We start from the raw sequence: 26,853 nt of genomic DNA, 5'->3' as shown, positions 1-26,853 counted from the left end.
CAAGAAAAGAGGTCTTCTCACATGGAACCAGAATTGCTTGCCACCCTACGGACCAAGCGGCCGCTGGTCGTCAACTACGCGAACTTCGTCACGCCGGGATTCGTCGCCAACGGCTTGAACGCGCTCGGGGCGTCGCCGATCATGACCAGTGCCCCCGAGGAAGCAGACGCGCTGATGCGCGTTGCGGATGCCCTAGTGATCAACCTTGGGACGATCAACGCGGCGGACCAGCCACTTGTCACCGCCCTGGCGACTGCCGCGGCTGCGCACCACCGGCCGATCGTCCTCGACCCCGTCGCCGCCGGGGCAACGGCTTACCGTCTGGGGTCGGCCAAGCGCCTTTTGGCCGATTTTCCGATCACAGTGATCCGCGGCAACGCCAGTGAGGTCGCGGCTCTGATCGGGGCCGCCGCGACAGCTAAGGGGATCGACGCCGGCACGTTGAGCGACGAGCCCGCCGCACTGGCCGCGACTTGCGCGGCCCAGTACCACTGCGTCACGGTGATCAGCGGCGCGGTGGATCACATCAGCGACGGCTCGGCCAGTGCGGCCGTCTACAACGAGACGCCGTTGCTCCCCGCCGTCGTCGGTTCCGGCGACCTGCTCTCCAGTCTGATCGGCGCCTACCTGGGCACGACGACCGATCCTTTTGATGCAGCCGTGACGGCCTGTGCCACACTCGGCGTGACCGGCGAACGGGCAGCCAGCGACCTGACCCCACTGCAGCCCGGCACATTCGCAACGCGCTTACTCGATGGGCTGGCGCAGCTTGACCCGATCGACCTACACACCAGCACGCGCTACGAGGAGGCGCGCCATGCCTGAGCTGCAACAGTACCCTCAAGCACTGTCCATCGCCGGCTCCGATAGCGGTGGCGGCGCCGGGATGCAGGCGGACCTGAAGACGATCACGGCGCGCCACGTCTTTGCCGCCACCGTCTTGGTCGCGATCACAGCGCAGAACACCCTCGGGGTGCAAGACGCGATGGCGCTGCCACCGGCCATGATCGACGCCCAGTTCGCGTCACTGGCCCAGGATCTGGCGATCCGCGCCTGCAAAACGGGGATGCTGGCGGATGTCCCGACCGTACACGCCGTGGTGCGCAACTTGAAGCGTTACGATTTCGGCCCACTGACCGTCGACCCCGTGATGGTGGCTAAGGGTGGGGCGGCGCTCCTCAGTGAAGCCGCGGTCACGGTCGTCGCCCAGGAGCTGATCCCGCTGGCGGCACTCGTGACCCCGAACCTGCCAGAAGCCGAAAAACTCACCGGCCAGGCGATCACGACTGCTGCGGACATGCGCGAGGCCGCCGGCTTCTTTCAACAGCTCGGTGCGCAAAACGTGATCATCAAGGGTGGACACCTGAGTGACCAGCCGGAAGCCAGTGATTTTGTCCTCCTAGCCAATGGCGAGCACTTCTGGCTGCGCGCGCCTCGCGTCGACACCGTGCGCACGCACGGGACCGGCGACACGCTCTCCGCCTGCATCACGGCCGAACTCGCCAAAGGCGCCGGGATGGCCGACGCGATCCGGACCGGCAAAGCGTACGTCGAAGCCGCGATCCGCGACGGGATCGTCGTCGGCCACGGGCACGGCCCGCTGAATCACTGGGCCTACGGGGAGGCGCACGATGACACGTCTGCGCGATAATCTGCTGCTCTGGTTCGGAGCCGCGATCTCCTTGGCCGAAATGCTTTCGGGCACCTTGTTCGCCCCGCTCGGCCTCACAAAGGGGCTCCTGGCGATCGGCCTGGGCCACCTGATCGGCGGGCTCCTGATGCTCGGTTGCGGGCTGATCGGCGCCCGGACGCGCCAACCCGCCATGGCGGCTGCGCGCCTGACCTTCGGCCGCCGCGGTGGCAACTGGTTCGCCGGGTTGAACGTCCTGCAACTGCTGGGCTGGACCGCCGTCATGGTGATCACCGGCGCCCAAGCCTGTCAGCTCTTCTGGCCACTGTCCCTGCAACTATGGGCCGTGGTGATCGGCGGGATCACCGTGATCTGGCTTGCGATCGGGCTCAAAGACCTCGGGCCGCTCAATCAAGTCGCGATGCTGGCGCTGTTGGTCGCCTGTGTGTTCCTCAGCGTGCGGATCCTGATGGCGTCTGATCCCACGGTCACAGTCAGTGGCACGCTGAGCTTCGGCGCCGCCTTAGAGCTCGCGATCGCCATGCCACTGTCCTGGCTCCCCCTGATCAGCGACTACACCAGCACTGCCCAGCACCCAGTCGCCACGACCGGTTGGAGCGTGCTCGTCTACAATCTGACCAGCTGCTGGATGTATGCGATCGGCCTGTTCGGCGCTGTCCTGACGGGTCAGGCCAATATCGCCGCACTGATGCATCACTTTGGGCTCGGGGTCGCTGCTTTGATCGTCGTGATCCTCGCGACGATCACGACCACCTTCCTTGACGTCTACTCCGCTGGCGTCAGCGGGCACACCTTGTGGGCACGCTGGTCCCCGCGTATCCAAGCCCTCACTGTGACCGTACTCGGCACCCTGATTGCCTGCTTCGTGCCGCTGAGCGCTTATGAAGACTTCCTTTACTGGATCTCCGCCGTGTTCGTCCCGATGGCCGTGATCCAGATCGTGGACACCCTGATCGGCCACCGCGAGACACATCAGGCCTGGGACTGGCCGAACCTGCTGCTGTGGGGCGTGGGCGTCGCCGTCTACCGCTACCTGCTAACGATCGCCACACCGCTTGGTAGTACCTTGCCGGTGGTCTTGATCGTTGCCGCCGCGACCGGGCTCTGCACCCGGTTCAGAAAGGAGCCTCTGCATGACCCTTCGCGATGACCTGACCCTGTATGCCGTCACTGACCGTGCGTGGCTGAATGGCCGCCGACTGGTGGACTGCGTCGAAGCTGCGCTACAAGGCGGGGTGACCATGGTCCAGCTGCGGGAAAAACACCTCGATCGCGCCACCTTTATCGCAGAAGCCAGGGCGCTCAAATCCTTGTGCGCGCGCTACGCCGTCCCGCTTTTGATCAACGACGACCTGACTGTGGCCCAAGCCGTGGACGCAGACGGGCTCCACGTCGGCCAAAGCGACCTGGCCGCTGGCACTGTCCGGGCACAATGGCAGCCCGGCAAGCTTCTGGGCGTCTCGGCGCAAACCGTTGAGACCGCGTTGGCCGCGGAGGCGGCCGGTGCGGATTACCTCGGCGTCGGCGCCGTGTTCCCGACCAGCACCAAAGCCGACGCCGTCGACGTCCCACTCGCCACGTTGCGGGCGATCACCCAGGCAGTCCACATCCCGGTCGTTGCGATCGGGGGGATCGACGCGCTGACCTTACCCCAGCTCACCGGCAGCGGGCTCGCTGGGGTCGCCGTGGTGTCCGCCCTGTTCGCGGCGCCAGACATCACCGCCAGCGCCCAGGCGCTGCGCCGCCAGCTCGGCGCCCTGTGACGCTCAATTGCACAACAAAGGACCGGCCTTGGCCGGTCCTTTGTTGTCGTGTGCTGACGCCTCAGCCGATCTTCAGCTGTTCGCCGATGTAGATGTAGCTAGCGTTCTTGATGTTGTTCGCCTTCGTGATCGCCGCCACGGTCGTGCCATGCTTGGCCGCGATCGCATACAGCGTATCCCCGCGTTTGACCGTGTAGGTGACTTGTTTCGTCGTCGTGACCTGCTTCGTGCCACTGGCCGTGACGACCGGCGCCGTGACTGTCGTCGTCAGCTTAAGCTGCTCACCCACATAAATATAGCTCGGGTTCTTGATATTGTTGGCCTTGACCAACGCCGCCACAGTCGTCTTGAACTTGCGTGCGATTGCCGAAAGCGTATCCCCGCGCTGAACGGTGTAAAGGCTGACCTTGGCCGTCGAACTCGTCGTCTTCGCTGGGACCGCTGGCTTAACCGGCGTTACCTTGGCTGGTGTCGCCGGTTGAGCGACCGCCTTCACGGTGCTCGTGCTCGTCGAGTTGACCTTGAGCTTCTGCCCCACACTCAACTTGTTCGGATCCTTCAACCCGTTAGCGCTGACCAACGCCGCGACCGTCGTCTTGTACTTCAGCGCGATCGCGTACAGCGTGTCCCCGCGCTTGACTGTGTAGGTCGCCGCCGTGCTCGTTGGCGTCGTCGGCTTGGCCGGTGTCTTGCTCGGCGTGGTCACCGTTGGGGTCGTGGTCGCCGTTCGGCGAAGCGTGAGCTTTTGGCCGACGCGCAACTTGTTGGGATCCTTCAACCCGTTCAGACTGACCAGGGCCGCAACGGTCGTCTTGTTCTTGGTCGCGATCGCGTACAGCGTGTCACCGGCTCTGACGACGTAGGTCACGGCAGTCGTGCTCGGCGTCGGTGGGGTCACGGTGCTGGCACTGCTGCTTCCCGTGCTACTCGAGGCGCCCCCGGTGGTCGTGTTCGTCGGTTTGGTGCCGATCGTCAGCTTCTGGCCAACGCTCAGCTTGTTCGGGTTGCTCAGGCCGTTCGCACTGACGATCGCGCTGACCGTCGTGCCGAAGCGGACCGCGATTGCCGTCAGCGTGTCGCCCGCTTTGACCACATACACGGTGCTGGTGGTCGCACTGCTGCCCGCGCTACCAGAGGCCGGCGGATTCGCCGCCTGCTGGCCGCCAAAGGTGAACGCCAACCGATCCCACGCGGTCAGATTGTAGCTACTGATCAGCTTCTGGAGCTTCGTCGGGTAGCTCGGATCTGTCGCATAGCCCGCGGCGTAGATCGCACGAGTCGCGACGACCGCATCGGTCTGCCCAAGCACTGCTGCGTACCGGCTATTTGCCATCAAGAACTGCGCATGGTCGATGACGCTTTCCGCCTCGGACCCATACGCCCGAAACGCCGCATTGATCGTGTGGTACGCCCCACCATAAAACTCCTGCGTTGGCATCGTGACACTCTGTCCGTTATAGCTGCCCTTGATCCCGAACAGGTTATGCGCCTGTGTCGCAAGCTTGGAGGTACCCCAGCCACTTTCGAGGATCGCCTGGGCAGCCGTCAATGATGGTAGCACGCGGCAAGTACCCCAGCCGTTGATGCTCCCCACCATGATTCGGTTCAAGAAGGTCGAGACCTTCGCACTGTATGTGGCCGTACTACTGGCTTGCATCTGGGCGATCGCCTGCGTCAACGCACTATTGGTCGCCGAAGTCGTCAGCGGCACGCTGGTCGCCTGCGTCTGCGGCGCTGCCTGGCCTTGCACGGCCTTGGTCCCAGCCGCGTGGACAGTCTTGCCTTGGTTGAGTTTCGTCTGAACGGAAAAAGCCGTCAGCGCCACCGTGGCGAGACACCATGTCTTACTCGATTGCAGGACCTTCCCTGCCAGCATCACCGGCGTCTTCGTCTTCTGCATGTCGTACCTCCTGTTAAGGTTTTTTTAACTATTTCCAGTTTAACATGGTGGACAATCTGATTTTGTGACAAAACCATTACAGCGATCGAAAAAATCGCCTGCTGCGCAACCGCGCCTCGCCCCACCCATTATTGCCCGGGCAATATGCCGACTTGCCCACCCTTGATGTCATTGCCCGGCGTGTGAGGCTTGGCATCGGGCAAAGACCTGATAGGCCAGCGTCTGGCGGTTATCAGTCAACGCGGACCGCACGCGCGCGATCCGCGCCTGGTCCGCCGCTGCAAAGCTGTTACATCGCGACCAAGCCGCCCAATCATCTACCAGGGCAAGTCCTTGTGCCTGACAGACAGACGGCCCCCGCGGGTCTTCACATGCGACCGCTTCGCTCAACTGGCGGCTCACCTCGAGCGCCTGATCGAAGGCGGCTTCGGTCAGGGGTGGGCGTGCTGCCAGGTAGACGGCCAAGAGCTGGATCAGTCGCAACTGGTCGACCGTCACACCACCGATCGTCATCGGGTTCAAGTCGAAGGTGCGCAACTCGAGGTGGGAGATCCCGTCTGTCAAAAGCCGCTTGGGGGCCTTACCCGTCTCACTCTTGAGCCGAACTGACTCGTAGTACTGCCCCGGCTGCAATAGCGTCCCCGCCGCGACCGCTGTCTCGATCCTGGTGACATAGCCCGCCAGGCTGTGGTAGTTCCCCCGGATGCTGGTCGGGAACCCTAACGCGCTGTTGCGTAAACTGCGGACCGGCAGCGCGATCATCGGGTCCTTCAAGTAACCCGCGAAGCTGATCGGCGTCGCGCCAAACAGATAGATCAACAACCAGCGGGACACCATGAATTGCTGGGCGACATGCAGGTACAACGCGTCAGGTGACCGCAGACCGGTCCGCGCCTGCAGTGCCGCGAGTGCTGGCTCGCCGAAGCTGATGTTGAGGTGCACCCCGCTGTTCATCAGCCGCCGCAGGTCGTAACGTTGACGCAACGCCTGGCGGTAGGGGTAACTGGTACGCGGCTCGACCGAGATCAAGTCCGCAGACAAGTCCCGTGGCAGGGGTGGCGGGCAACTGTACGTCCACAATCGCTCATCTGGCGCCAGCGCCGCAGCGGTCGCCGCAATGACGGTATTGATCTGGGCAACATTAGCCGCCGCATCAGCCTGCGGCGGTAGCGCGAATTCGATCTGAGCATTGAAATACTCGCGGCTGACGAACGGCTGCAGCCAAGCAGCCAGCCGCGTTGGAAACGGCTTGTCACTCAGCCGATCACTCGGATCGACACGCAGCCGCTCGATCTCGACTCCGACCTTGACCTGATCGGCCAGCTTCGGGTCTAACGGCGTTGATACATGGGTCGACTCACACAATGCTTCACACCTCATTTTGGGCTTGGGCAACGCTCCTTTTATAAGCATACACGGTCGGCTAGCGCGAATGCGATCGATAAGTTTGATCCCCGGTCAGCTGCCCTGACGCCCCAACTGACCCCAACAAAAAAGCACCCACCAAATGTGGATGCTTACTTGCAGTCGCACTCTCCGCGAATTAACGCTTGGAGAACTGGCTAGCCTTACGGGCCTTCTTCAGACCTGGCTTCTTACGTTCCTTCATACGAGGGTCACGCGTCAGCATACCGGCACGCTTCAGCGGGCCACGGAAGTCTGGGTCAACGGTGAGCAGCGCACGGGAAATCCCGTGACGGGTCGCGCCGGCTTGGCCGGAGAAGCCGCCGCCATTAACGTTAACGAGAACGTCGTACTGGCCGGTCGTTTCGGTGATGCCGAACGGCTGGGTCAGGTCGAGGATCAGGTTTTCATATGGCAGGTAGTCGTGGACGTCCTTGCCGTTCATCGTGATTTTGCCGTTACCAGGAACCAAACGCACACGGGCAACGGAGTTTTTGCGGCGACCAGTGCCGCTGTAAGATACTTGAGCCACAGTTGTATCCTCCTTAGATTAGGTTGGTGATGTCGAGTACTTCTGGCTTCTGCGCTTCGTGTGGGTGTTCTTCACCCGCATAAACGTGCAGCTTCATGAATTGCTGGTGACCAAGCGTGTTCTTGGTAGGCAGCATCTTCTTGACAGCGTATTCGACCAAGCGAGCTGGGTCATTCTTCAGCAGATCGCCAGCTACTTCATGCTTCAAACCACCTGGATGTTGGCTGTGACGGTAGTAGATCTTGTCGCTTGCCTTGTTACCGGTTAATTTCAAGTTAGCAGCGTTGATGACGATGACGTTGTCACCGGTATCAACGTGTGGGGTGTAGGTCGGCTTGTTCTTGCCGCGCAGGATGGTCGCAACGACGGATGCCAATCGGCCGAGGCTGATGTCCGTTGCGTCGATAACATACCATTTACGTTCAATTTCGCCTGGCTTAGCCATAAATGTTGTACGCACGATTTGTTTCCTCCAATGTTCTGTGCTTGTTTGACACGTAATAAGTTTCCGGGGCTTATCGTGGGGCAAACAATACCAGATACTAACTTACCAAAAACGAGGCAATAAGTCAATCTGACCCAAGGCGTTTCGTCAAAATTTTCAGTCCACCGGGGAATCGACTTGGGGACTGCGCATGACGGCCCAGCCACAGCCCCCGAGCAGGACGCTCAAGGCGAGGCAGACCCATAGCACTGCGGTCCAGCCGAAGGCCGTCGCCAAGGCCGAGAAACCGACCGGCCCCAGCGCCGCGAGCAGGTACCCGCCGGCCTGCGCCATCCCCGACAAGGCGGCTGTGACCGCCGGCGCCGTCGTCTTTTGCTGAAAAAACACGATGCACATCGAGAAGGCCGCGCCGCTTGCCGCCCCCATCACCAGCGCCAAGGCAGCATGCCAGGCAAAGACGGCCGGCATCAGCGCCACACCGAGCAACCCGAGCCCAAACCCGCCAGCGATCAGCCCGACTAAGGTCGCGACCCCGTGTCGGCGCTCTGCCAAACTCGGGGTCAGCACCGTCATCGGCAACCCGGCAAGCTGAAACAGCGTCGCGAGGTTACCGGCGGCGACGGCCGAGAAGCCGCTTTGCTGCCAGATGGTCGGCAACCAGGTCAGCAACGAGTAATACAGTAGTGACTGCAAGCCAAAGAACCCGGCGACAAGCCACGCGCTCCGCGAGCGGGTGACCCGCGGCAGCGCCTGGTGCGTCACGGCCTGGCCGTGGTCGCGTGGCCAGGCCAGCAACCAGACGCCCAGAGCCAAGACACTGACTGTACTCAGCACGGCGATGGTGCCGGCTGCACCGAGCCGTTGGGCCAACACGCCGGCGGTGCCGGTCCCCAAGCTGGCGACCAACCCCATCGCGGTCGTGTACAGTGTCGTCATCAGCGCAATGCGGTGCGGGAAGGCTGATTTGATCAACCCCGGTAACAACACGTTGCCGCCGGTGATCGCCAACCCCACCAGCACCGTCCCGCCGAGCAGGGCGAGCGGGTGCGGCAGCACGCGCAGGTAGTTGCCGACCACTAGCAAGGCCGCCGCGCCGAGCAAGACCTGGCCCTGACCCCAACGCGCTCCCAAGCGGCCCAAGCCCGCAGAAGCGAGCGCAAAAGCCAATAAAGGGAGCGTGGTCACCAGCCCGGCCAGCGCCGGCGGCAGCGCCCCGCTCGCCTCAAGCCGGCCTAACAGCGGTGGCATCATCGTGATCGGAAGCCTCAGATTGGCCCCGATCAACACCACCCCCAGCATCAACCAACCGGTCTTATCTTTTTGCATTCGTCCGCCTTTCACCCCCTGCGCCGCGTCACGGCGTATCAGTGGGATAGATCACTTCCTTGAGGTACAACCCCGACGCTGGCGCCGTTCCCCGGGCCTGCTGGCGGTCACGCACGGCGTACAGCCGCTCGAAGTCGTGGACCGGTCGCCGGCCATTGCCGATCTCCAGCAGCGTCGCGACCAGGATGCGCACCATGTTGTACAAGAAGCCGTTCCCGTAGAATTCGAAGATCACCTCGTGGTGAGCCGTGTCTTCACGCACCGTCGCCGAATAGATTGTCCGCACCTTGTCCTCGATCACGCCACCGCTGGCCGCAAAGCTCGTGAAGTCGTGCGTCCCCACGACGTCCTGCAGGGCGAGTTCGATCCGACTCAAGTCCAGCGGGTACGGGTAATGGCCGGTGTACAACCGGTTGAACGGATCAGTGAAGCGCCCGCGCGCCACCCGGTACAGGTAGCGCTTGCCCTGCGCCGAGTAGCGGGCGTGAAAACTCGCGGACACGATCTCGGCCTTCAGGATCTCGATGTCCAGCGGCATCAGCGAGTTCATCGCGCGCAGCATCGACTGCGCAGGCAGCGCCCCGGGGTAGTCGAAGGAGACAACTTGGCCCAGTGCGTGCACCCCGGAGTCCGTGCGCCCGGAGCCATCGACATGGATCGATTCGACCTTGGCCATCTTTCCCAGTGCCTTTTGAAGCACGCCTTGCACGGTCCGCTGATGCGGCTGGATCTGATAGCCAGCAAAATTCGTGCCATCGTATGCGAGTGTCAGTTTGTAATGCATCGTGAGGCCTCTTTCATCGGAGTCTGAGTGGTAACGACCAAATAGCGCCAAGCGGCGAAGTTCCCTCACCTCGCCGGCTTGGCGCTCGTTGGCTTGAACGCGACTAGGCACGCAGGAAGACTAAGGCTACGGTCAGCACCACCATCGCCAGCCCCGCGTAGCCATCACGTGGATGGTACTGCAAGATGCGGTACTTAGTGCGGTTGTCGCCGCCTTGATAGCCGCGCGCGTCCATCGCCGTGGCGAGATCTTCGGCGATGCCGAAGGAGTCCACGAACAGCGGGATCAGTAGCGGCACGACGGCCTTCATCTGCTGAAACAGGTTGCCGGTCCCAAAATCCACCCCCCGCGCACGTTGCGCGTTCATGATCTTGGTGGTCTGATCCATCAGCGTCGGCACGAAGCGCAGCGCGATCTGCAGAACCAAGGCGAGCTCAGTGACGGGCACGCCGATCTTGCGCAGCGGCCGCAGCAGTGATTCGACCGCATCGGCTAAGGCCAAAGGCGGTGTCGTCAGCGTCAACAGGGTGGAGACGAAGATGATCAGCACGAAGCGCAGGAAGATGAAGGCCCCGTTTGTCAACCCGAACTGGGTGACCGCCAACCATCCCCATGACCAGTAGACCGGCCCGCCTTTAGTGAAGAAGATCTGCAGCGCAACGGTGAAGAGGATCAGCCAGATCATCGGCCGCACCCCGCGCAGGAAGAAGCCCAAGTTGAGCTTCGAGGCAGCGATCATCACCATCGTGGCCGCGAACATCATCAGGTAAGATTGCCAGTTATTGGCGAGAAAAATGATCGCGATGTAGTAGAAGCTCGCCATCAGTTTCGTCCGCGGATCCAACCGGTGCAGCCAGGAGTCGCCGGGCAGGTAGCGGCCCAACAGGAGCTTATTCATGCGCGGCACCCCCGATCTGCGGCAGAAGTTGGTCCGCAAGCTGGTCGGCCGTCAGCGGTAGCGGGTCGAACTGGAAACCGCGCGCAGCGAGCTGTTCGGCCATCACGGCCGTCTTCGGCAACCCCAGCGAGTGCGCCCGTAGCCATTCGGTCTCGGCGAACACCTCACGGGGCGTGCCTTGGCGCACCAGCTGACCGCGGTCCATCACCAACACCGAATCAGCGTAGTCGGCGACGTCATCCATCTGGTGAGTGACCAAGACGATCGTCAGCCCCTGCGTGCGGTGCAGCTCGGCAAACATCGTCATCATCTCGGCGCGCCCGGCTGGGTCGAGCCCTGCCGTCGGTTCGTCGAGCACCAAGACCTCTGGCTGCATCGCCAAGACCCCGGCGATCGCCACGCGGCGCATCTGCCCACCGGACAAGTCGAACGGCGACTGCGCCAGCACCTCCTCAGGCAACCCGACCAGCTGGACCATCCGTTCGGCTAGCGCCAATGCCTCTGCCTCCGGCACCCCGAAATTCTTCGGACCAAAGGCGATGTCCTTGGCGACCGTCTGTTCGAACAGCTGGTTTTCGGCGAACTGGAAGACCATGCCGACCTTCTGCCGCAGTGGTCGCAGGTGCTTATTATTGGTCTCTGGGGTGATGGTGAGATCCCCGATCGTCACGGTGCCTTGGGTCGGCTTGAGCAGCGCGTTGAGGTGCTGGAGCAAAGTGGACTTGCCACTGCCGGTGTGCCCGATGATCGCCGTGTAGCTATGGTCCCGGATCGTCGTCGTGACGTCCTTGAGCCCATCACCGGCAAACGGGGTCCCGGCCTGGTAGGTGAAGCTCACATGGTCGAATGTAATGTCCATAGGTAGTCTCCCAAGCCTTCCGCATCAAGATAGTGGGCCGGCATCGCCACCCCGCGGGCCGCCAGTGCGGCCTTGAGTTTCTCCGGATAAGGCACGTCCAGCCCAAGCTTCAACAGCTCGGGGCCAAAAGCGAAGATCTCGGCCGGCGTGCCGACCGTGCGAATCTCGCCGTCGTTGAGCAAGATCACCCGGTCAGCACTGGCCGCCTCATCGATGTCATGGGTGATCGACAGCACCGTCAGCTGGGTCGTCGCGCGCAAGCGCTGGATCAGCTGCACGATCTCGGTGCGCCCGGCCGGATCCAGCATCGACGTCGCCTCATCGAGAATGATGATGTCCGGGCGCTGGGCGATGATCCCTGCGATCGCGACCCGTTGCTTCTGGCCCCCAGAGAGCCGCGCCGGCTCCCGCGTCGCAAAGTCGCGCATGCCAACGGCGTCCAATGCGTCCGCCACGCGGACCAGCATCTCTTCACGTGGCACCCCGCGATTCTCGAGTCCGAACGCCACATCATCGGCGACCGTTGCCCCGACGAACTGATTATCCGGGTTCTGGAACACGATACCGACCTTGGCGCGAATGTCCCACACCGTCGACTCGCTGAGTGTCAGTCCGCCGACGACCACTGTCCCGGCCGCCGGCGCCAGCAGTCCGTTGAGATTTTTGGCCAGCGTCGATTTGCCGCTGCCGTTATGGCCAATGATCGCGACCCATTCCCCGGGCGCGACCGTGAATGAGACGTCGTGAAGTGCCAGACGCTCGGCGTCTGGATACTGATAATTCAGATGCGAAACAGCGATCGCCGGTAGCATAAAGTCCCTCTTTTCCGTAAATGCATGACAGAATCATGATAGCATATTTGCCCCTGTCTTGCCGCAGAAACCGTCTCTGTATCACTTCTCCGCGGACCATCGCGCCGGTGATGCTTCAGACTGTGGCACCGCAGGCAACCCAAAAAGGCGAGGACGTCGGCCCGACCTCGCCAAATCACCTCATGGACGACCACGTCAATTCACACTATGTAGGATCGCCGGCCGTCGCGATACAACGCATTACCGTCATACTCGACCTGGTTGACTGCAAACACGTTATCAGCTTTGAGCTGGATCGCGTTGCCGCCGACATAGTTGGCCGCGCCCACTTGCAGGAGCTCGCCCCACTTACGCTGACGCCCACGAGCAACCATCTGCGCGCTCACAGGACTGCGCACATACCGTTTCTCACCATCTTCGAAAGTGACCAGCAAAAAAAGGTTCTGTAGCATCTGCACCGACTTGACCGGTGGCACTGACTTGTCCGTCATTTCGATCCTTCCTTTCAGCTAACCGCACATCCACCTACAACAGGTCATAAAGACCTACTTTCACGGTATCAACTTACCTAGGGATTGGTCAACGACAGCGCCTCACACAGATGTAACAACCTGCCGGCGGGCCGCGTTGGCAGCAAAAAAGCGAGCCGCATGCGACTCGCCCAGTATGTAAAAAATCATTTGAGATGGAGACACCGGTCGCCCGGTGCTCGCAAGCTAGACTCGGCAGGCCGAAGCCTGGGGCATGCGCCCATACCAAAAGGTAGCCAACATCGTAACGCTCCATCGATCAAATGATCAAAGTGAACTGGCCACAGGGGTCAGCTCGGTTTTGAAAACAGCGAACAGTCTATTGAATTAGACGAGTTCGATGATGACCATCTGCGCAGCGTCGCCGCGGCGAGCAGTCGTCTTCATGATGCGAGTGTAACCACCGTTGCGTTCAGCGTAGCGTGGTGCCACGTCGGCGAACAGCTTCTGCAGTGCGGACTGAACGACGACCTGGTCGCCTTCTTCCTTGACACTCGCGATTTCGTTGCGCAGGAATGCTGCGGCCTGACGGCGAGCGTGCAGATCGCCGCGCTTACCCAAGGTGATCATCTTTTCCGTCGTGGAGCGGATCTCCTTGGCGCGTGCTTCGGTCGTCGTGATCCGTTCGTTGATGATCAGATCCGTCGTGAGATCGCGAAGCAATGCCTTACGTTGAGAGCTCGTACGCCCTAATTTCCGGTAACTCATGGATTGGCCTCCTTTTCGAGATTAATCTTCTTTACGCAGACCCAGACCCAAGTCGGACAACTTGTTCTTCACTTCTTCAAGTGATTTGCGGCCTAAGTTGCGCACCTTCATCATATCGGCTTCTGTTTTGTTGGTTAACTCCTGAACCGTGTTGATCCCAGCACGCTTCAAGCAGTTGTAGGAGCGAACACTCAAGTCGAGCTCTTCGATCGTCATCTCGAGCATCTTCTCTTTGTGTGTCTCTTCCTTCTCAACCATGATCTCGGCGTTCTTGGCTTCATCGGTCAAGTTGACGAAGATGTCGAGATGTTCGGTCAGGATCTTCGCAGCCAAGCTGATCGCTTCGCGCGGAGAGATCGAACCGTTCGTCCAAACATCCAAAGTCAGCTTGTCGAAGTCGTTGCGTCGACCAACGCGAGCACTTTCAACTTGGTAGTTGACCCGACTGATTGGGGTGAAAATCGAGTCGACAGGCAATACCCCAATCGGCATGTCGTCGCTCTTGTTTTGGTCTGCTGGCACGTAGCCCCGACCGGTGCGGACCGTCATGCGCACGTGGAAGCGACCGCCTTCTGCAACGGTACAGATGTACTGTTCAGGATTAAGCACTTCAACATCGCTGTCGGTCACGATATCGGCGGCAGTCACAGTCGCAGGACCGGTGACGTCGATCTCGACGGTTTTGTCCTCATCCGTGTTCATCTTCAAAGCGAGCTTCTTGATGTTCAGGATGATCTGGGTGACGTCTTCCAGCACACCGTCGATCGTGGAGAACTCGTGGAGCACACCATCGATCTGGATGTTGGACACCGCAGCACCAGGCAGAGAGGATAACAGGATGCGACGCAGCGAGTTACCCAACGTGGTGCCGTAGCCGCGTTCAAGCGGTTCGACCACAAACTTGCCGTAGTTGGTGCTTTCGTCAACTTTGGTGATGTTCGGCTTTTCAAATTCGATCATCTAGTCTGTACCCCTTTCAAAACGAGAAGTGAACCTTGCCCCTTCGACATTCGTCGTTGGTGACAATTACACACGACGACGCTTTGGAGGACGGGAACCGTTGTGAGGAACTGGTGTTACGTCGCGAATCGCAGTCACTTCAAGCCCAGTTGCTTGGAGGGAACGAATCGCAGCTTCACGGCCAGAACCAGGGCCTTTAACGGTCACTTCAACAGACTTCATCCCATGTTCCATGGATTCCTTTGCGGCTGCTTCAGCGGCCATCTGCGCGGCGAAAGGCGTGGACTTACGGGAGCCCTTGAAGCCCAGGGAACCGGCGGAAGACCAGGCGATCGCGTTACCGCGAGGGTCGGTGATCATGACGATCGTGTTGTTGAACGTGGAGTGGATGTGTGCCACACCGGACTCAATGTTCTTCTTTACACGACGCTTACGAGTTGTTTTACGTGCTGCCATCGAATTTTACCTCCTTTTTAGTTATTTCTTCTTGCCGGCAATGGTAACTTTCTTACCTTTGCGGGTGCGTGCGTTGTTCTTGGTGTTCTGACCGCGAACAGGCAGACCACGACGGTGGCGGATCCCACGGTAAGAGCCGATCTCTTGGAGCCGCTTGATGTTCAAGCTGACTTCACGACGCAGATCGCCTTCAACTTTGACGTTGTCAACGGCTGCACGGATCTTATCTTCCTGGTCCGGGGTCAGGTCTTCAACGCGGACGTTTTCAGCGACGTCTGCTTCCTTCAGGATCTTTTGAGCGGTGGTCTTGCCGATCCCAAAAATGTAGGTCAGGGCAATAACGATTTGCTTACCACGTGGTAAGTCGACACCAGCGATACGAGCCATACGAGTGACACCTCCTATATATTATTGGGTTTAGCCTTGGCGTTGCTTGTGCTTCGGGTTAGCAGGGCAAATGATCATGACACGGCCTTTGCGGCGGATCACTTTGCAGTGCTCACACATCTTTTTAACAGATGGGCGTACTTTCATGATTTTTAAGCCTCCTCTTAAACGTGCTCGCTGGGACTGAGCCGCGCGTCTAGCGTCAACACACTGCGGCAGGCGCTGCCTACCTTGCGTGTCGTCCGCTAGCCGACCGGCTCACCCGCCCCAGCTCGCACTCTGGCAAACTACTTGAAACGGTACGTGATGCGGCCCTTGGTCAGGTCGTACGGCGACAGCTCCACGGTCACCCGGTCGCCCGGCAGGATGCGGATGTAGTGCATCCGGATCTTGCCTGACACGTGTGCCAGGATCGTCGCGCCGTTTTCAAGCTCGACTTTAAACATCGCGTTCGGTAACGTATCGACCACGGTGCCTTGAATTTCGATTACATCGTCTTTTGCCACTGAAGTTATTCCTCCTAGATGTTTGGTTCTAACGCGCGAAAAGGGTGAGGCCACTGGCACTCACCGCACATACCGCGATATTGTACCATAAAGTCTGGACTTTGAAAACAGTCAGGAAATGCGGCAAAGGCGAGTCCTCTACTTTGCAACAGTGGCCAGGATGTTTTGGATCTCTGCAAATACCAAGTCGATGTCTTGGTCCCCGTTGACGTTGAACAGCAGCTTGCGTTGCTGGTAGAAGTCAAGCAGTGGGGTGTTCATTTCGATGTTTACTTTGAGGCGGTTCTTCACGGTTTCAGGCTTGTCGTCTTCACGCTGGAAGAATTCGTGGCCCCCGCAGCGATCGCAAGTCCCCTCGACCTTGGTCGGGTTGTAGAGCTTGTGGTACGTTGCCCCACAGGTCTTGCAGATGTAGCGGCCGGACAGGCGATCGACCAAGACGTCAGGGGCCACGGCGATGTTGATCACCGCGTCGACCGGCTTGTTCAAGTCGGTCGTGATCTGCTCAAGCGCTTCGGCCTGAGCGATCGTCCGCGGGAAGCCATCAAGCATGTACCCGGCGTCTGTGTCGGGTTCCGCCAAGCGGTCCTTCACGATCCCGTTGGTCACTTCGTCTGGGACCAATGCGCCTGCGTCCATGTAAGACTTGGCCTTCAGTCCCAACTCAGTTCCGGCCGCCATCGCGGCACGAAACATATCCCCTGTACTGATGTGGGCAATCGGGTACGCGGCTTCGATACGCTCCGCCTGCGTCCCCTTACCTGCACCGGGAAGTCCCATTAAAATGAGATTCACGTTGCATCCTCCTCAATATTGTTAGTCTTTGACGAGATCATCGCGGATGAAGCCGACGTACTCACGCTTCATCAGCAACCCGTTCAACTGACGCACCAGCTCGATGGCCGTCATGACGACGATCAGGAGACTAGTCCCGCCCAGCCCGATGGATTGCGGCAAGCCCCAGATGTTCGACGCCAGCTGCGGCAGCAGGGCGACGACACCCAGGAACAGGGCGCCCACGGTGGACAGACGCATCAGCACCCCAGACAGGTACTTCTCAGTTTCCTTCCCTGGCCAAACGCCTGGGATGTAACTCCCCTGCTTGGTCAGGTTCTCGGCCACTTTTTCTGGGTTGACTTGAACGAACGCGTAGAAGAAGGTGAAGAGCACGATCAGGAGGGTGTAGATCGCCGTCCCGGCCGGCTTTTGCATGTTGAAGATGTTCGTCATGACTTGATACCAGCCGTCACCGCTGTGCTTCGCCTGGAAGGCCATCAAGATGGTCTGTGGCGTCACGATGAAGGAACTGGCGAAGATCACGGGGATAACCCCCGCAACGTTGACCTTCAGGGGCAGGTAGCTGTTGCTCCCCGCCGCGGTCACGCGCCGCGTGTATTGGATCGGAATCTTCCGGTTGGCCTGTTGGACCCAGGTGACGAACGTGATCACGATGATCAAGATGATCGCAAGCCCGAGCATGAACAGCACACCCTGCCAGCGGTCCGCGGGATCATTGTTAGTCCAGTTATCGTTGAACAGTGAGTAGAGGCCACTTGGCATCCGGGCGATGATCCCCGCGAAGATGATCATCGAAACGCCGTTGCCGACCCCTTTGTCGGTGATCTGCTCACCCAACCAAGTCAGGAGCATCGTCCCACCGGTCAAAATGATCCCGATGACGACGTAGGTCTGAATGGTCGGGTTCTTGACCAGTCCGTAAACGGACAACGTCTGGAACCCAGCGGTGATGCCGACCGCCTGGAAGAAGCCCAGGATGATGGTCAGGTAACGCGTGACTTGGTTCAGCTTGCGGCGACCAACTTCCCCCTGCTTGCTCCATTCAACGAATTTAGGCACGATGTCCATCTGCAACAGTTGAACAACGATCTGAGCCGTGATGTATGGTGAAACCCCCATGGAGAAAATCGAATAGTTCGCTAAGCCACCACCGCTGACGGTGTCGAGCAGTGGGATCAAGCCAGTCTCACTGATTTTAGTCAACGCGGATGCGTCGACCCCTGGAACCGAGATTTGAGCACCTAACCGATAAACCAGTAAAACGCCTAAGGTGAACAGGATCTTATTACGGATCTCCTTCACTTTGAGCGCGTTTATGAGGGTTTTCAGCATTAGATCACCTCAATCGAACCGCCTGCGGCATTCACTGCTTCAACAGCAGCTTCAGATGCCTTATTGACCTTGACCGTCAGCTTCTTGTCGAGTTGGCCATTCGCCAACAGCTTGATGCCGTCTTTTTCGTCCTTGATCAGGCCGGATTCGACCAGCAGTGCTGGCGTGATCTCGGTCCCATCTTCGAACTTGTTGAGGTCCAACAGGTTGACGATCGCGTATTCCTTGCGGTTGATGTTCTTGAAACCGCGCTTTGGCATACGCCGGAACAGTGGCATCTGGCCACCTTCGAACCCAAGGCGCGTCTTACCGCCCTGACGAGCCAGTTGACCCTTTTGGCCTTTACCCGCCGTCTTACCTTGACCGCTGGAAGTACCGCGACCCAGGCGCTTGCCGTGGTGACGAGAACCTTCGCTTGGCTTTAATTCATGCAACTTCATACTCTAGGACACCTCCGTTTCTGATTAGTCGTTTAGTCCTTGATCTCTTCAACAGAAACCAAGTGGGAAATCTGGAAAATCGCACCACGAGTGGCTGCGTTGTCAGGCTTTACAACAGAGCTGTTCACCCGACCAAGACCGAGTTCCTTCACAATCGTACGTTGCTTCGGCAACCGGTGAGCAGCACTGCGGGTCAACGTGATCTTTAATTGAGCCATTATGTGCCCTCCTAGTCTTGTAAGTGAGAAACGGACACGCCGCGGAGATCGGCAACTTCTTGGATGGTCTTGAGCTGTTCAAGGCCAGCGATGGTTGCACGGATCATGTTGATCGGCGTGTTACGACCCAGAGACTTGCTGGTAACGTCTGCGATGCCGGCGAGTTCCATGACGGCACGAACGGCGCCCCCAGCGGCAACCCCGGAACCTTCAACGGCTGGCTTCAGCAGCACTTCACCAGCGCCGAAGTGACCGATGACCTCGTGAGGGATCGTGGTCCCAACGATCGGCACTTCGATCAGGTTCTTCTTGGCGTCTTCGACCGCTTTGCGGATCGCTTCTGGCACTTCCTGCGCCTTACCGGTCCCGAAGCCGACGTGACCGTGCTTGTCGCCGACGATCGCGATGGTTGCGAAACGCAGCCGACGACCACCTTTGACAACTTTGGTGACCCGGTTGATCGCAACGACGCGGTCTTCTAAGTCAAGTTGGTTTGGATCAATGTATGATGCCATGTGTTGGTTATCCTCCTTTGATTAGAATTCAAGGCCGTTTTCACGTGCAGCTTCAGCGAGCGCCTGCACGCGACCATGATAGAGGTAACCACCACGGTCAAAGACCACAACTTTGTGACCGGCAGCAACCGCGCGTTGCGCCACAAGGGCACCAACGGCAGCGGCCGCTTCAGTCTTGCTGTCGGAAGCAGCAATTTCTTTATCAAGAGTGGAGGCACTTGCTAGCGTCACACCCGCTACGTCATCAATTAATTGCGCGTAGATGTTTTTGTTAGAACGGAAAATGTTCAAGCGTGGGCGCTCGCTCGTACCAGAAATCTTACCCCGGACACGCGCGTGACGCCGTTGCCGAGTTTTGTTTTTATCTGGTTTGGAAATCACAATGTTCACCTCTTGTTTTCTTGTTTAGGAATTGTCTAACGACTACTTACCAGTCTTACCTTCCTTACGACGAACGTATTCATCAACGTAGCGAATACCCTTGCCTTTGTAAGGTTCTGGGGAGCGGACCGCGCGGATCTCGGCAGCGAACTGACCGACGACCTGCTTGGAGATCCCGGACACGTTGATCTCGGTGTTGCTTGGCACATCGAATTCAACGCCTGCAGGGGCTTCCATCTCGACTGGATGGGAGTAACCGACGGCCAGAACAAGCTTCTTGCCTTGCTTCTGGGCACGGTAGCCGACCCCGACGAGCTTGAGCTTCTTCACGAAGCCATCGGTCACACCAACGATCATGTTGTTCAGGTTCGCACGCATCGTGCCGTGCATCGCCTTCCAAGAATCGTCAGGACGCGTGAATGTGATCTCAGCGCCTTCCTGGTGCATTTCGATTTCAGGGGCGAAATGGCGAGTCAGTTCGCCTTTAGGCCCTTTAACGGTGATGTTTTCGCCGTCCAGCTTGATCTCAACACCAGCTGGGACGGTGATAGCTTTATTACCAATACGACTCACTTGTGGGCACCTCCTTTTGAATGTGTTGTATTACCAGATGTAAGCGAGCACTTCGCCGCCAACGTTCTTCGCGCGGGCTTCTTTGTCGGTGATCACGCCTTCTGGAGTGGAAAGGATCGCGATGCCTAAGCCGTTCAGTACCTTGGGCACTTCGTTAGACTTCACGTAAGAACGCAAGCCTGGCTTAGAGATACGCTTCAAACCGGAGATGACCCGTTCGTTGTTCTTCCCATACTTCAGGAAGAGACGGATCATGCCCTGCTTGTCGTCTTCGATGACTTCATAATCACGAATGAAGCCTTCGGACTTTAAGATCTCGGAAATGTTGATTTTCATCTTAGATGCAGGTACGACCAGAGATTCGTGACGAACCATGTTGGCGTTACGAATGCGGGTCAAGTAATCTGCGATTGGATCGGTCAAGACCATTGATTTAACCTCCTTTGACTGAGTAGTGGTTTACCAGCTAGCTTTGCGCATGCCTGGGATCTGGCCGGCATGTGCTAATTCGCGAAGGCAAATCCGGCAGAGCTTGAACTTCCGGTAAACGGAGTGTGGGCGGCCACAACGTTGGCAGCGTGTGTATTCTTGCACTGCGAACTTTGCAGGCCGGTTGTTTTTCACGATCATGGACTTCTTAGCCAAGTGTGTCCCTCCCTTATTTAGCGAATGGCATCCCGAATTGCTTCAGCAGTTCGAGCGCTTCTTCATCAGTGTTTGCAGTGGTGACGATGACAACATCCAACCCACGAACGCGGTTCACTTTGTCGTAATCCACTTCAGGGAAGATCAGTTGTTCCTTGACACCCAGGGTGTAGTTCCCACGCCCGTCGAAGGACTTGGCGGAGATCCCGTGGAAGTCACGGACACGTGGCAGGGACACGTTGATCAGCTTGTCCAGGAAGTCATACATGCGTTCGCCACGCAGCGTGACCTTGGCACCGATCGGCATGCCTTCACGCAGGCGGAAGTTCGCGATGGACTTCTTCGCCTTGGTGATGAGCGGTTGCTGGCCAGAGATCTGCTTCAGCTCCTCAACGGCTTCGTCGAGGTTCTTCGCGTTCTGGGTCGCGTCACCAACACCCATGTTCAGCACGATCTTTTCGATCTTCGGGGTCTGCATCGTGCTCTTGTAGCTGAACTTCTCAACCAGAGCAGGTGCGATTTCTTTGGTAAAACGGTCTTGTAAACGGTTAGTCATACGAGATTAGTCCTCCTTTCTGATTATTTTTCGAGCGCGGAACCAGACTTCTTGGCGATCCGCACTTTCTTGCCGTCTTTGATCGTCGTAGCGATCCGGCTTGGCTTGTTGGTTTCTGGATCGAGCAGCATCACGTTGGACACGTGGATCGCCGCTTCCTGATCGACAATGCCGCCCTGTGGGTTGGCGTTGTTTGGCTTTTGGTGCTTCTTGATCATGTTGACGCCTTCGACGACGACTTTGTCAGCCTTGAGCAACACTTTGGTCACTGTGCCCTCTTTGCCGGCGTCTTTACCGCGCATGACACGCACTTTATCACCAGTTTTGATTTTCATGTTTCGCACCTCCTATAGGTCAGATTACAGAACTTCGGGCGCTAAGGAAACGATCTTCATGAAATCGCCGTCACGCAGTTCACGTGCGACTGGTCCAAAGATACGAGTCCCCTTTGGGCTCTTGTCGGCGTTGATGATGACAGCCGCGTTCTCATCGAACTTGATGTAGGAACCGTCTGCACGGTGCGCACCAGACTTGGTACGAACGATAACGGCCTTCACAACATCAGCCTTCTTGACAACGCCACCTGGTGTAGCTTGTTTTACAGTTGCCACGACGATATCACCGATGTTACCAGTCTTGCGGTAGGAACCGCCAAGCACTTTGATCACCAGTAATTCGCGGGCGCCAGAGTTGTCCGCCACTTTAAGACGACTTTCTTGTTGAATCACGGATGGGTCCTCCTTTCGTCACGATATCGAGATTAGATACGAACTGCCTTTTCGACAACGTTCAATAAACGGAAACGCTTGTTGCGAGACATCGGACGAGTTTCCATGATGCGAACAAGATCGCCGGTGTTTGCGGTGTTTTCCTCATCGTGTGCGTAGTACTTCTTGGAGTACTTCACGCGCTTGCCGTATACCGGGTGAGTCTTGTACGTGTTGACTTCGACGGTAATGGTCTTGTCCATTTTGTCTGAAACGACGCGGCCTTGATAAACCTTACGAGAATTACGTTCTGCCAAGGTGATTGTCTCCTTTCCGATTATTTATTGAGTTCTTGCTGCCGAAGGACCGTCTTGATCCGTGCAATGTTCTTCCGAACCTGCTTCAAGCGAGCGGTGTTTTCAAGCTGACCAGTTGCCTGTTGGAAGCGCAGGTTGAAGAGCTCTTCCTTGTACTGCTTTTCCTTGTCGAGCATCTCAGCAGTGGTCAATGCAGTGATTTCTTTAGCCTTCATTAGATTCGCCACCTACTTCCTCGCGTTTCACGATCTTTGTGCGAACAGGGAGTTTGTTCGATGCCAAGCGAAGGGCTTCGCGCGCAACTTCTTCAGGAACGCCCGCGATTTCGAACATGATCTTTTCGCGCTTAACAACTGCGACCCAGCCGGATGGTGCACCTTTACCATTACCCATACGTACGCCGACACCCTTGGAGGTGTAGGACTTTTGAGGGAAAATGCGGATCCAGACTTTCCCGCCACGCTTCATGTAACGGGTCATCGCGATACGGGCAGCTTCGATCTGACGGTTGGAGATCCAGTGAGATTCCAGAGCCTGCAGGCCGAATTCGCCGAAGTTCACTTCTTTGCCACCCTTAGCGGCACCACGCATCTTGCCACGGAATTCGCGGCGGTGCTTAACACGCTTAGGTACTAACATGAATTATTTCCCTCCTTTCGTCTGAGGACGATTTGGCTTGTCCGGGAGGATTTCGCCCCGGTTGATCCAAGTCTTGATCCCGATCTGACCGTAAGTGGTCGTTGCTTCTTCCCAGGCGTAGTCGATATCGGCACGCAGGGTGTGCAGCGGAACGGTCCCTTCGGTGTAGTGCTCACGACGCGCAATATCGGCACCGTTCAGACGGCCAGCGGCTTGGGTCTTGATCCCCTTAGCACCGGCACGCATGGTGCGCTGCATTGCTTGCTTCATCGCACGACGGAAGGCAACACGCTGTTCGAGCTGCGCTGCGATGTTTTCGCCGACGAGCTTGGCGTCAAGATCAGGCTTCTTGATCTCGACGATGTTGATGTGAACTTTGCGGTTCGTCAGGTCGTTGAGTTCCTTACGGAGTGCTTCGACCTGTGCGCCACCCTTACCGATCACCATACCAGGCTTGGCGGTGTGGATAGTGATGTTCACACGGTTTGCAGCACGTTCGATTTCAATAGTAGAAACGGACGCTTCTGCCAGCTTTTCGCTGATGAATTTCCGGATTTTGATATCTTCGTGAAGGTAGTTCGCAAAGTCTTTGTCTGCGTACCACTTGGATTCCCAGTCACGAATGACGCCGACACGGAAACCTTTTGGATTGATTTTCTGACCCACGCGTTATCCCTCCTTATGCTTCTTTTTCGGCCACAACCACGGTGATGTGGCTGGTGCGCTTGTTGATCGGTGATGCAGAACCCTTGGCGCGCGGACGGAACCGCTTCAAGGTCGGGCCTTCGTTCACGTAGGCTTCCTTGACGTACAAGTTCTGAGCATCTAGGTCAAAGTTATGTTCTGCGTTCGCGATCGCGGACTTCAGAACTTTAGCGATAATTGGAGAACCCGCGCGAGGCGTGAAATCCAAGATTGCCAGTGCTTCGGCAACGTCGCGGTCACGGATCAGGTCGATTACCAAGCGCGCTTTGCGAGCAGCAATCCGAACTGTCTTCGCCGTAGCGGTTGCAGACGTAATTTGTTCAGCCATGAATCATGTGCTCCTTTCTAGCGTCCTTTGGTCTTCTTGTCGTCCTTGATGTGACCACGGAAGGTGCGGGTTGGGACGAATTCGCCCAGCTTGTGACCTACCATGTCTTCGGAAACGTAAACTGGGACGTGCTTACGACCATCGTATACGGCGATGGTGTAGCCGATGAAACTTGGGAAAATAGTAGAGCGACGAGACCAGGTCTTGATGACCGTCTTCTTATCGCTATCTGCCTGCGCTTCGATCTTCTTCATCAGATGAGCGTCGGCGAAAGGTCCTTTTTTAAGACTGCGACCCATGGTGTGACCTCCTTTATTCGATGTAATTCAGAAAATGGATTACTTGTTCTTCCGGTGACGAACGATGAACTTCTCGGACTTGGCCTTGTGGCTCCGGGTCTTCTTGCCGAGGGTCTTCTTGCCCCATGGAGAAAGTGGAGATGGACGGCCGATAGGTGCCTTACCTTCACCACCACCATGAGGGTGATCGTTAGGGTTCATGACAGACCCACGGACGGTCGGACGGAAGCCCAACCAGCGCTTGCGGCCGGCCTTACCGATGCTGATCAGTTCGTGCTGTTCGTTACCGACAGCGCCGATGGTCGCACGGTTCACAGCCAGGATCATGCGCACTTCACCGGAAGCCAGACGAACCGTGACGTACTTGCCGTCATCGTTCTTACCCAGAAGCTGGGCGGAAGCACCAGCGGAGCGGGCGATCTGACCGCCCTTACCAGGCTTCAGCTCGATGTTGTGGATGGTGGTCCCATCTGGGATGTTCTTCAGCGGCATCGCGTTGCCGACCTTGATGTCGACTTGTTCGCCAGACACGATCTTATCGCCGACGTTCAGGCCTTTAGGTGCCAGAATGTAGGTCTTGACCCCGTCTTCATAGTGCAGCAATGCGATGTTCGCGGTCCGGTTCGGATCGTATTCGATTGCCTTGACCGTCGCAACGACGCCGTCTTTTTGACGCTTGAAGTCGATGGTCCGGTAGAATTGCTTGTGACCGCCGCCACGGTGACGAACCGTGATGTGGCCATGCGCGTTACGGCCTGCGGTGTGGCTCTGGCTTTCAAGCAGCGTCTTTTCAGGACGCGTCTTGGTGATCTCTGCGAAATCAGAGCCAGACATGTTACGCCGACCGTTGGTGGTTGGTTTGTACTTAATAATCCCCACGCTTGTTCCCTCCTATGCTTATTAGTGGATCTAGTCTTCGAAGATCTTGATTTCTTTGGAATCAGCGGTCAAGGTCACGATCGCCTTCCGACGACGACGGGTGTAACCCTCGAAACGACCTTGACGCTTCTTTTTGCCGCGAACGTTCGCAATGTTGACACTGGCGACCTTGACGTCGAAGATCTGTTCAACGGCGCGGCGCACAGCAGTCTTTTCGGCGTGCAGGGCAACTTCGAAGGTGTACTTCTTGTCGTCCATGGCAGCCATGGATTGCTCGGTAACGATCGGGCGTAAAATGATGTCGCGTGCTTCCATTATGCAAGCACCTCCTCAATCTTTTGGAGCGCAGATTGGGTCACGATCAGCTTGTTGTAGTTGACAACATCCAATACGTTGACACCGTCTGCTGGGATGACCTTGACGTTCGGTAAGTTACGCGCTGCCAGGGCGGCGTTGTCATTACCGGCTTCAAGGACGACCAGAGCCTTTTCGTTCACCTTCAAGGCGGAAAGGGCTGCGGCGAAGTCCTTGGTCTTTGGCGCATCGAAGCTCAGGCCGTCGACAACGACGAGGCCTTCGTCCGTGACCTTCTGGGACAGAACGGACTTGATCGCCAGGCGGTATGCCTTCTTGTTGATGCGATAAGCGTAGGAACGTGGGTGAGGGCCGAAGACGATCCCACCGCCACGCCACTGTGGGCTACGGATGGAACCCTGACGTGCACGGCCGGTCCCTTTTTGGCGCCATGGCTTGCGGCCACCACCGGAAACTTCGTGGCGGTTCTTGACCTTGGATGTACCTTGACGAAGGGAAGCGCGTTGCATCAGAACTGCGTCAAAGATCACATTTTCGTTTGGTTCGATCGCCCAGATGGCGTCGTTCAGTTCAACGGTGCCGTTTTCTGAACCATCTTGCTTGTATAAAGTAACGTTTGCCATTAGTTAATGTCCTCCCTTCTGATTACTTGTTGGCTGCTTTAACAGCAGAGCGGATCGTTACGAACGACTTGTTCGCGCCTGGAACGTTCCCCTTGATCAGGATAACGTTGTGGTCCAGGTCGGTCGAGATAACGGTCAGGTTTTGCATGGTGCGGGTGTTGTTACCCATCCGGCCAGGCAGTTTCTTACCCTTGAACACCTTGTTGATGATGGCGCCAAGAGAACCTGGGCGACGGTGGTAACGAGAACCGTGGGCCATAGGGCCGCGGGACTGGCCATCCTTCTTGATGTTACCTTGGTAACCGTGGCCTTTGGAAGTACCGGTGACATCCACGATGTCGCCAGCAGCAAACTCATCAGCGGCGATGGTCTTGCCTACTTCGTATTCGCTAAGCGCTACATCACGGATTTCCTTAATGAAGCGCTTAGGGGTCGTGTCCGCCTTCTTGGCGTGACCGACGCTTGGCTTGTTGCTAAGAACTTCACGCTTGTCGCCGTAGCCCAGCTGAACTGCTTCGTAGCCGTCAGATTCAACGGTCTTAACTTGCAGGACAACGTTAGGCGTTACGTCGATCACGGTCACGGGAACGAGTTCGCCGTTCTCGGTGAAGACTTGCGTCATGCCAATTTTCTTACCTAAGATTCCTTTACGTGTCATGGGT

42 protein-coding genes are annotated in these 26,853 nt (G+C 57.9%); 4 read left to right on the top strand and 38 right to left on the bottom strand.

Annotation, left to right across the window (positions count from 1 at the left end; translation table 11 throughout):
- The first annotated feature begins 21 nt into the window (after positions 1-21).
- The 4 genes from thiM to thiE are packed head-to-tail and all read left to right on the top strand — an operon-like array spanning position 22 to position 3,414.
- A complete protein-coding gene (thiM, locus tag HII33_RS10860; RefSeq protein ID WP_179395831.1) occupies positions 22-825 on the top strand; it encodes a hydroxyethylthiazole kinase in 804 nt (267 codons plus the stop codon).
- A complete protein-coding gene (gene thiD, locus HII33_RS10855; RefSeq protein WP_179395830.1) occupies positions 818-1,651 on the top strand; it encodes a bifunctional hydroxymethylpyrimidine kinase/phosphomethylpyrimidine kinase in 834 nt (277 codons plus the stop codon). Before thiM ends, thiD begins: the two co-directional genes overlap by 8 nt.
- Complete coding sequence (gene cytX / locus HII33_RS10850) at positions 1,632-2,801, top strand: putative hydroxymethylpyrimidine transporter CytX (RefSeq protein WP_179395829.1); 1,170 nt, start codon at positions 1,632-1,634, stop codon at positions 2,799-2,801. The genes thiD and cytX overlap by 20 nt, the downstream gene beginning before the upstream one ends.
- Positions 2,785-3,414 (top strand): thiamine phosphate synthase, encoded by a 630-nt coding sequence (thiE, locus tag HII33_RS10845; RefSeq protein ID WP_179395828.1) that lies wholly within the window; start codon positions 2,785-2,787, stop codon positions 3,412-3,414. The genes cytX and thiE overlap by 17 nt, the downstream gene beginning before the upstream one ends.
- A 61-nt stretch (positions 3,415-3,475) precedes the next feature.
- On the opposite strand, the gene HII33_RS10840 is transcribed toward thiE, so the two are convergent.
- The 38 genes from HII33_RS10840 to rplC form a co-directional block, all read right to left on the bottom strand.
- On the bottom strand, positions 3,476-5,314 hold the full coding sequence (locus tag HII33_RS10840; protein ID WP_179395827.1) for a muramidase family protein: 1,839 nt from the start codon (positions 5,312-5,314) through the stop codon (positions 3,476-3,478).
- Positions 5,315-5,482: 168 nt separating this feature from the next.
- Entirely contained in the window at positions 5,483-6,679 is a 1,197-nt protein-coding gene (locus HII33_RS10835; RefSeq protein WP_179395826.1) for a hypothetical protein, read from the bottom strand.
- Positions 6,680-6,857: 178 nt separating this feature from the next.
- Positions 6,858-7,250, bottom strand: coding sequence for a 30S ribosomal protein S9 (gene rpsI, locus HII33_RS10830; RefSeq protein ID WP_179395825.1), 393 nt, complete (start codon positions 7,248-7,250; stop codon positions 6,858-6,860).
- Between the two features lie 13 nt (positions 7,251-7,263).
- Positions 7,264-7,710 carry a 50S ribosomal protein L13 gene (gene rplM, locus HII33_RS10825; RefSeq protein ID WP_179395824.1) on the bottom strand — a complete coding sequence of 149 codons (447 nt, stop codon included), beginning with the start codon at positions 7,708-7,710 and terminating at the stop codon, positions 7,264-7,266.
- A 141-nt stretch (positions 7,711-7,851) separates the two neighbouring features.
- Positions 7,852-9,021: an MFS transporter gene (locus HII33_RS10820; RefSeq protein WP_179395823.1), complete on the bottom strand. Its 1,170-nt coding sequence runs from the start codon at positions 9,019-9,021 to the stop codon at positions 7,852-7,854.
- A gap of 28 nt (positions 9,022-9,049) precedes the next feature.
- Positions 9,050-9,805 (bottom strand): tRNA pseudouridine(38-40) synthase TruA, encoded by a 756-nt coding sequence (truA, locus tag HII33_RS10815; RefSeq protein ID WP_179395822.1) that lies wholly within the window; start codon positions 9,803-9,805, stop codon positions 9,050-9,052.
- A 103-nt stretch (positions 9,806-9,908) separates the two neighbouring features.
- A complete protein-coding gene (locus HII33_RS10810) occupies positions 9,909-10,703 on the bottom strand; it encodes an energy-coupling factor transporter transmembrane component T family protein (RefSeq protein ID WP_179395821.1) in 795 nt (264 codons plus the stop codon).
- Positions 10,696-11,562: an energy-coupling factor ABC transporter ATP-binding protein gene (locus HII33_RS10805; RefSeq protein ID WP_179395820.1), complete on the bottom strand. Its 867-nt coding sequence runs from the start codon at positions 11,560-11,562 to the stop codon at positions 10,696-10,698. The genes HII33_RS10810 and HII33_RS10805 overlap by 8 nt, the downstream gene beginning before the upstream one ends.
- On the bottom strand, positions 11,538-12,374 hold the full coding sequence (locus tag HII33_RS10800; protein WP_179395819.1) for an energy-coupling factor ABC transporter ATP-binding protein: 837 nt from the start codon (positions 12,372-12,374) through the stop codon (positions 11,538-11,540). Before HII33_RS10800 ends, HII33_RS10805 begins: the two co-directional genes overlap by 25 nt.
- Before the next feature lie 200 nt (positions 12,375-12,574).
- The gene (locus HII33_RS10795) at positions 12,575-12,865 is read right to left on the bottom strand and encodes a hypothetical protein (RefSeq protein ID WP_179395818.1); all 291 of its coding nucleotides are present in this window, start codon (positions 12,863-12,865) and stop codon (positions 12,575-12,577) included.
- Between the two features lie 366 nt (positions 12,866-13,231).
- On the bottom strand, positions 13,232-13,612 hold the full coding sequence (gene rplQ / locus HII33_RS10790; RefSeq protein WP_179395817.1) for a 50S ribosomal protein L17: 381 nt from the start codon (positions 13,610-13,612) through the stop codon (positions 13,232-13,234).
- 21 nt (positions 13,613-13,633) lie between these two features.
- Positions 13,634-14,572 carry a DNA-directed RNA polymerase subunit alpha gene (locus HII33_RS10785; protein ID WP_179395816.1) on the bottom strand — a complete coding sequence of 313 codons (939 nt, stop codon included), beginning with the start codon at positions 14,570-14,572 and terminating at the stop codon, positions 13,634-13,636.
- 66 nt (positions 14,573-14,638) lie between these two features.
- Positions 14,639-15,028: a 30S ribosomal protein S11 gene (gene rpsK / locus HII33_RS10780; RefSeq protein WP_125706033.1), complete on the bottom strand. Its 390-nt coding sequence runs from the start codon at positions 15,026-15,028 to the stop codon at positions 14,639-14,641.
- Between the two features lie 21 nt (positions 15,029-15,049).
- Positions 15,050-15,415: a 30S ribosomal protein S13 gene (gene rpsM, locus HII33_RS10775; protein ID WP_179395815.1), complete on the bottom strand. Its 366-nt coding sequence runs from the start codon at positions 15,413-15,415 to the stop codon at positions 15,050-15,052.
- 30 nt (positions 15,416-15,445) lie between these two features.
- Positions 15,446-15,562, bottom strand: a complete 117-nt coding sequence (rpmJ, locus tag HII33_RS10770) for a 50S ribosomal protein L36 (RefSeq protein WP_125706037.1) — start codon at positions 15,560-15,562, stop codon at positions 15,446-15,448.
- A 140-nt stretch (positions 15,563-15,702) separates the two neighbouring features.
- Positions 15,703-15,921 (bottom strand): translation initiation factor IF-1, encoded by a 219-nt coding sequence (gene infA, locus HII33_RS10765; RefSeq protein WP_054717703.1) that lies wholly within the window; start codon positions 15,919-15,921, stop codon positions 15,703-15,705.
- Positions 15,922-16,059: 138 nt separating this feature from the next.
- Positions 16,060-16,716: an adenylate kinase gene (locus HII33_RS10760; protein WP_179395814.1), complete on the bottom strand. Its 657-nt coding sequence runs from the start codon at positions 16,714-16,716 to the stop codon at positions 16,060-16,062.
- 21 nt (positions 16,717-16,737) lie between these two features.
- Positions 16,738-18,051: a preprotein translocase subunit SecY gene (gene secY, locus HII33_RS10755; RefSeq protein WP_179395813.1), complete on the bottom strand. Its 1,314-nt coding sequence runs from the start codon at positions 18,049-18,051 to the stop codon at positions 16,738-16,740.
- Complete coding sequence (gene rplO / locus HII33_RS10750) at positions 18,051-18,491, bottom strand: 50S ribosomal protein L15 (RefSeq protein ID WP_179395812.1); 441 nt, start codon at positions 18,489-18,491, stop codon at positions 18,051-18,053. Before rplO ends, secY begins: the two co-directional genes overlap by 1 nt.
- 32 nt (positions 18,492-18,523) lie before the next feature.
- Positions 18,524-18,709: a 50S ribosomal protein L30 gene (rpmD, locus tag HII33_RS10745; RefSeq protein WP_125706045.1), complete on the bottom strand. Its 186-nt coding sequence runs from the start codon at positions 18,707-18,709 to the stop codon at positions 18,524-18,526.
- 11 nt (positions 18,710-18,720) lie between these two features.
- Positions 18,721-19,224, bottom strand: coding sequence for a 30S ribosomal protein S5 (rpsE, locus tag HII33_RS10740; RefSeq protein WP_179395811.1), 504 nt, complete (start codon positions 19,222-19,224; stop codon positions 18,721-18,723).
- Positions 19,225-19,245: 21 nt separating this feature from the next.
- On the bottom strand, positions 19,246-19,605 hold the full coding sequence (gene rplR / locus HII33_RS10735; protein ID WP_179396019.1) for a 50S ribosomal protein L18: 360 nt from the start codon (positions 19,603-19,605) through the stop codon (positions 19,246-19,248).
- Positions 19,606-19,647: 42 nt separating this feature from the next.
- Positions 19,648-20,178: a 50S ribosomal protein L6 gene (rplF, locus tag HII33_RS10730; RefSeq protein WP_179395810.1), complete on the bottom strand. Its 531-nt coding sequence runs from the start codon at positions 20,176-20,178 to the stop codon at positions 19,648-19,650.
- A gap of 30 nt (positions 20,179-20,208) precedes the next feature.
- A complete protein-coding gene (rpsH, locus tag HII33_RS10725) occupies positions 20,209-20,607 on the bottom strand; it encodes a 30S ribosomal protein S8 (protein ID WP_179395809.1) in 399 nt (132 codons plus the stop codon).
- Positions 20,608-20,637: 30 nt separating this feature from the next.
- Positions 20,638-20,823 carry a type Z 30S ribosomal protein S14 gene (locus HII33_RS10720; RefSeq protein ID WP_054717680.1) on the bottom strand — a complete coding sequence of 62 codons (186 nt, stop codon included), beginning with the start codon at positions 20,821-20,823 and terminating at the stop codon, positions 20,638-20,640.
- 13 nt (positions 20,824-20,836) lie between these two features.
- Positions 20,837-21,379 carry a 50S ribosomal protein L5 gene (rplE, locus tag HII33_RS10715; RefSeq protein ID WP_179395808.1) on the bottom strand — a complete coding sequence of 181 codons (543 nt, stop codon included), beginning with the start codon at positions 21,377-21,379 and terminating at the stop codon, positions 20,837-20,839.
- 23 nt (positions 21,380-21,402) lie between these two features.
- On the bottom strand, positions 21,403-21,714 hold the full coding sequence (rplX, locus tag HII33_RS10710; RefSeq protein WP_179395807.1) for a 50S ribosomal protein L24: 312 nt from the start codon (positions 21,712-21,714) through the stop codon (positions 21,403-21,405).
- A 24-nt stretch (positions 21,715-21,738) separates the two neighbouring features.
- Positions 21,739-22,107 carry a 50S ribosomal protein L14 gene (rplN, locus tag HII33_RS10705; protein WP_125706056.1) on the bottom strand — a complete coding sequence of 123 codons (369 nt, stop codon included), beginning with the start codon at positions 22,105-22,107 and terminating at the stop codon, positions 21,739-21,741.
- Between the two features lie 32 nt (positions 22,108-22,139).
- The gene (gene rpsQ / locus HII33_RS10700; RefSeq protein WP_179395806.1) at positions 22,140-22,403 is read right to left on the bottom strand and encodes a 30S ribosomal protein S17; all 264 of its coding nucleotides are present in this window, start codon (positions 22,401-22,403) and stop codon (positions 22,140-22,142) included.
- Between the two features lie 20 nt (positions 22,404-22,423).
- Positions 22,424-22,618 carry a 50S ribosomal protein L29 gene (gene rpmC, locus HII33_RS10695; RefSeq protein WP_005686721.1) on the bottom strand — a complete coding sequence of 65 codons (195 nt, stop codon included), beginning with the start codon at positions 22,616-22,618 and terminating at the stop codon, positions 22,424-22,426.
- Entirely contained in the window at positions 22,608-23,042 is a 435-nt protein-coding gene (rplP, locus tag HII33_RS10690; RefSeq protein WP_179395805.1) for a 50S ribosomal protein L16, read from the bottom strand. Before rplP ends, rpmC begins: the two co-directional genes overlap by 11 nt.
- A 3-nt stretch (positions 23,043-23,045) precedes the next feature.
- A complete protein-coding gene (gene rpsC, locus HII33_RS10685; RefSeq protein ID WP_179395804.1) occupies positions 23,046-23,708 on the bottom strand; it encodes a 30S ribosomal protein S3 in 663 nt (220 codons plus the stop codon).
- A gap of 13 nt (positions 23,709-23,721) precedes the next feature.
- On the bottom strand, positions 23,722-24,075 hold the full coding sequence (gene rplV / locus HII33_RS10680) for a 50S ribosomal protein L22 (protein ID WP_125706064.1): 354 nt from the start codon (positions 24,073-24,075) through the stop codon (positions 23,722-23,724).
- Positions 24,076-24,092: 17 nt separating this feature from the next.
- A complete protein-coding gene (gene rpsS / locus HII33_RS10675; protein WP_125706066.1) occupies positions 24,093-24,374 on the bottom strand; it encodes a 30S ribosomal protein S19 in 282 nt (93 codons plus the stop codon).
- Between the two features lie 39 nt (positions 24,375-24,413).
- Positions 24,414-25,253, bottom strand: a complete 840-nt coding sequence (rplB, locus tag HII33_RS10670; protein WP_179395803.1) for a 50S ribosomal protein L2 — start codon at positions 25,251-25,253, stop codon at positions 24,414-24,416.
- A gap of 30 nt (positions 25,254-25,283) precedes the next feature.
- The gene (rplW, locus tag HII33_RS10665) at positions 25,284-25,568 is read right to left on the bottom strand and encodes a 50S ribosomal protein L23 (RefSeq protein ID WP_179395802.1); all 285 of its coding nucleotides are present in this window, start codon (positions 25,566-25,568) and stop codon (positions 25,284-25,286) included.
- Entirely contained in the window at positions 25,568-26,191 is a 624-nt protein-coding gene (rplD, locus tag HII33_RS10660) for a 50S ribosomal protein L4 (RefSeq protein ID WP_179395801.1), read from the bottom strand. Before rplD ends, rplW begins: the two co-directional genes overlap by 1 nt.
- Positions 26,192-26,213: 22 nt before the next feature.
- On the bottom strand, positions 26,214-26,849 hold the full coding sequence (gene rplC / locus HII33_RS10655) for a 50S ribosomal protein L3 (RefSeq protein WP_179395800.1): 636 nt from the start codon (positions 26,847-26,849) through the stop codon (positions 26,214-26,216).
- Positions 26,850-26,853: the final 4 nt, after the last annotated feature.

This window comes from Lacticaseibacillus absianus (assembly GCF_013407595.1).
GTDB lineage: Bacteria > Bacillota > Bacilli > Lactobacillales > Lactobacillaceae > Lacticaseibacillus > Lacticaseibacillus absianus.
The sequence above is the reverse complement of the archived record's forward strand: the minus strand, read 5'-3'. Positions and strand labels throughout refer to the sequence as shown.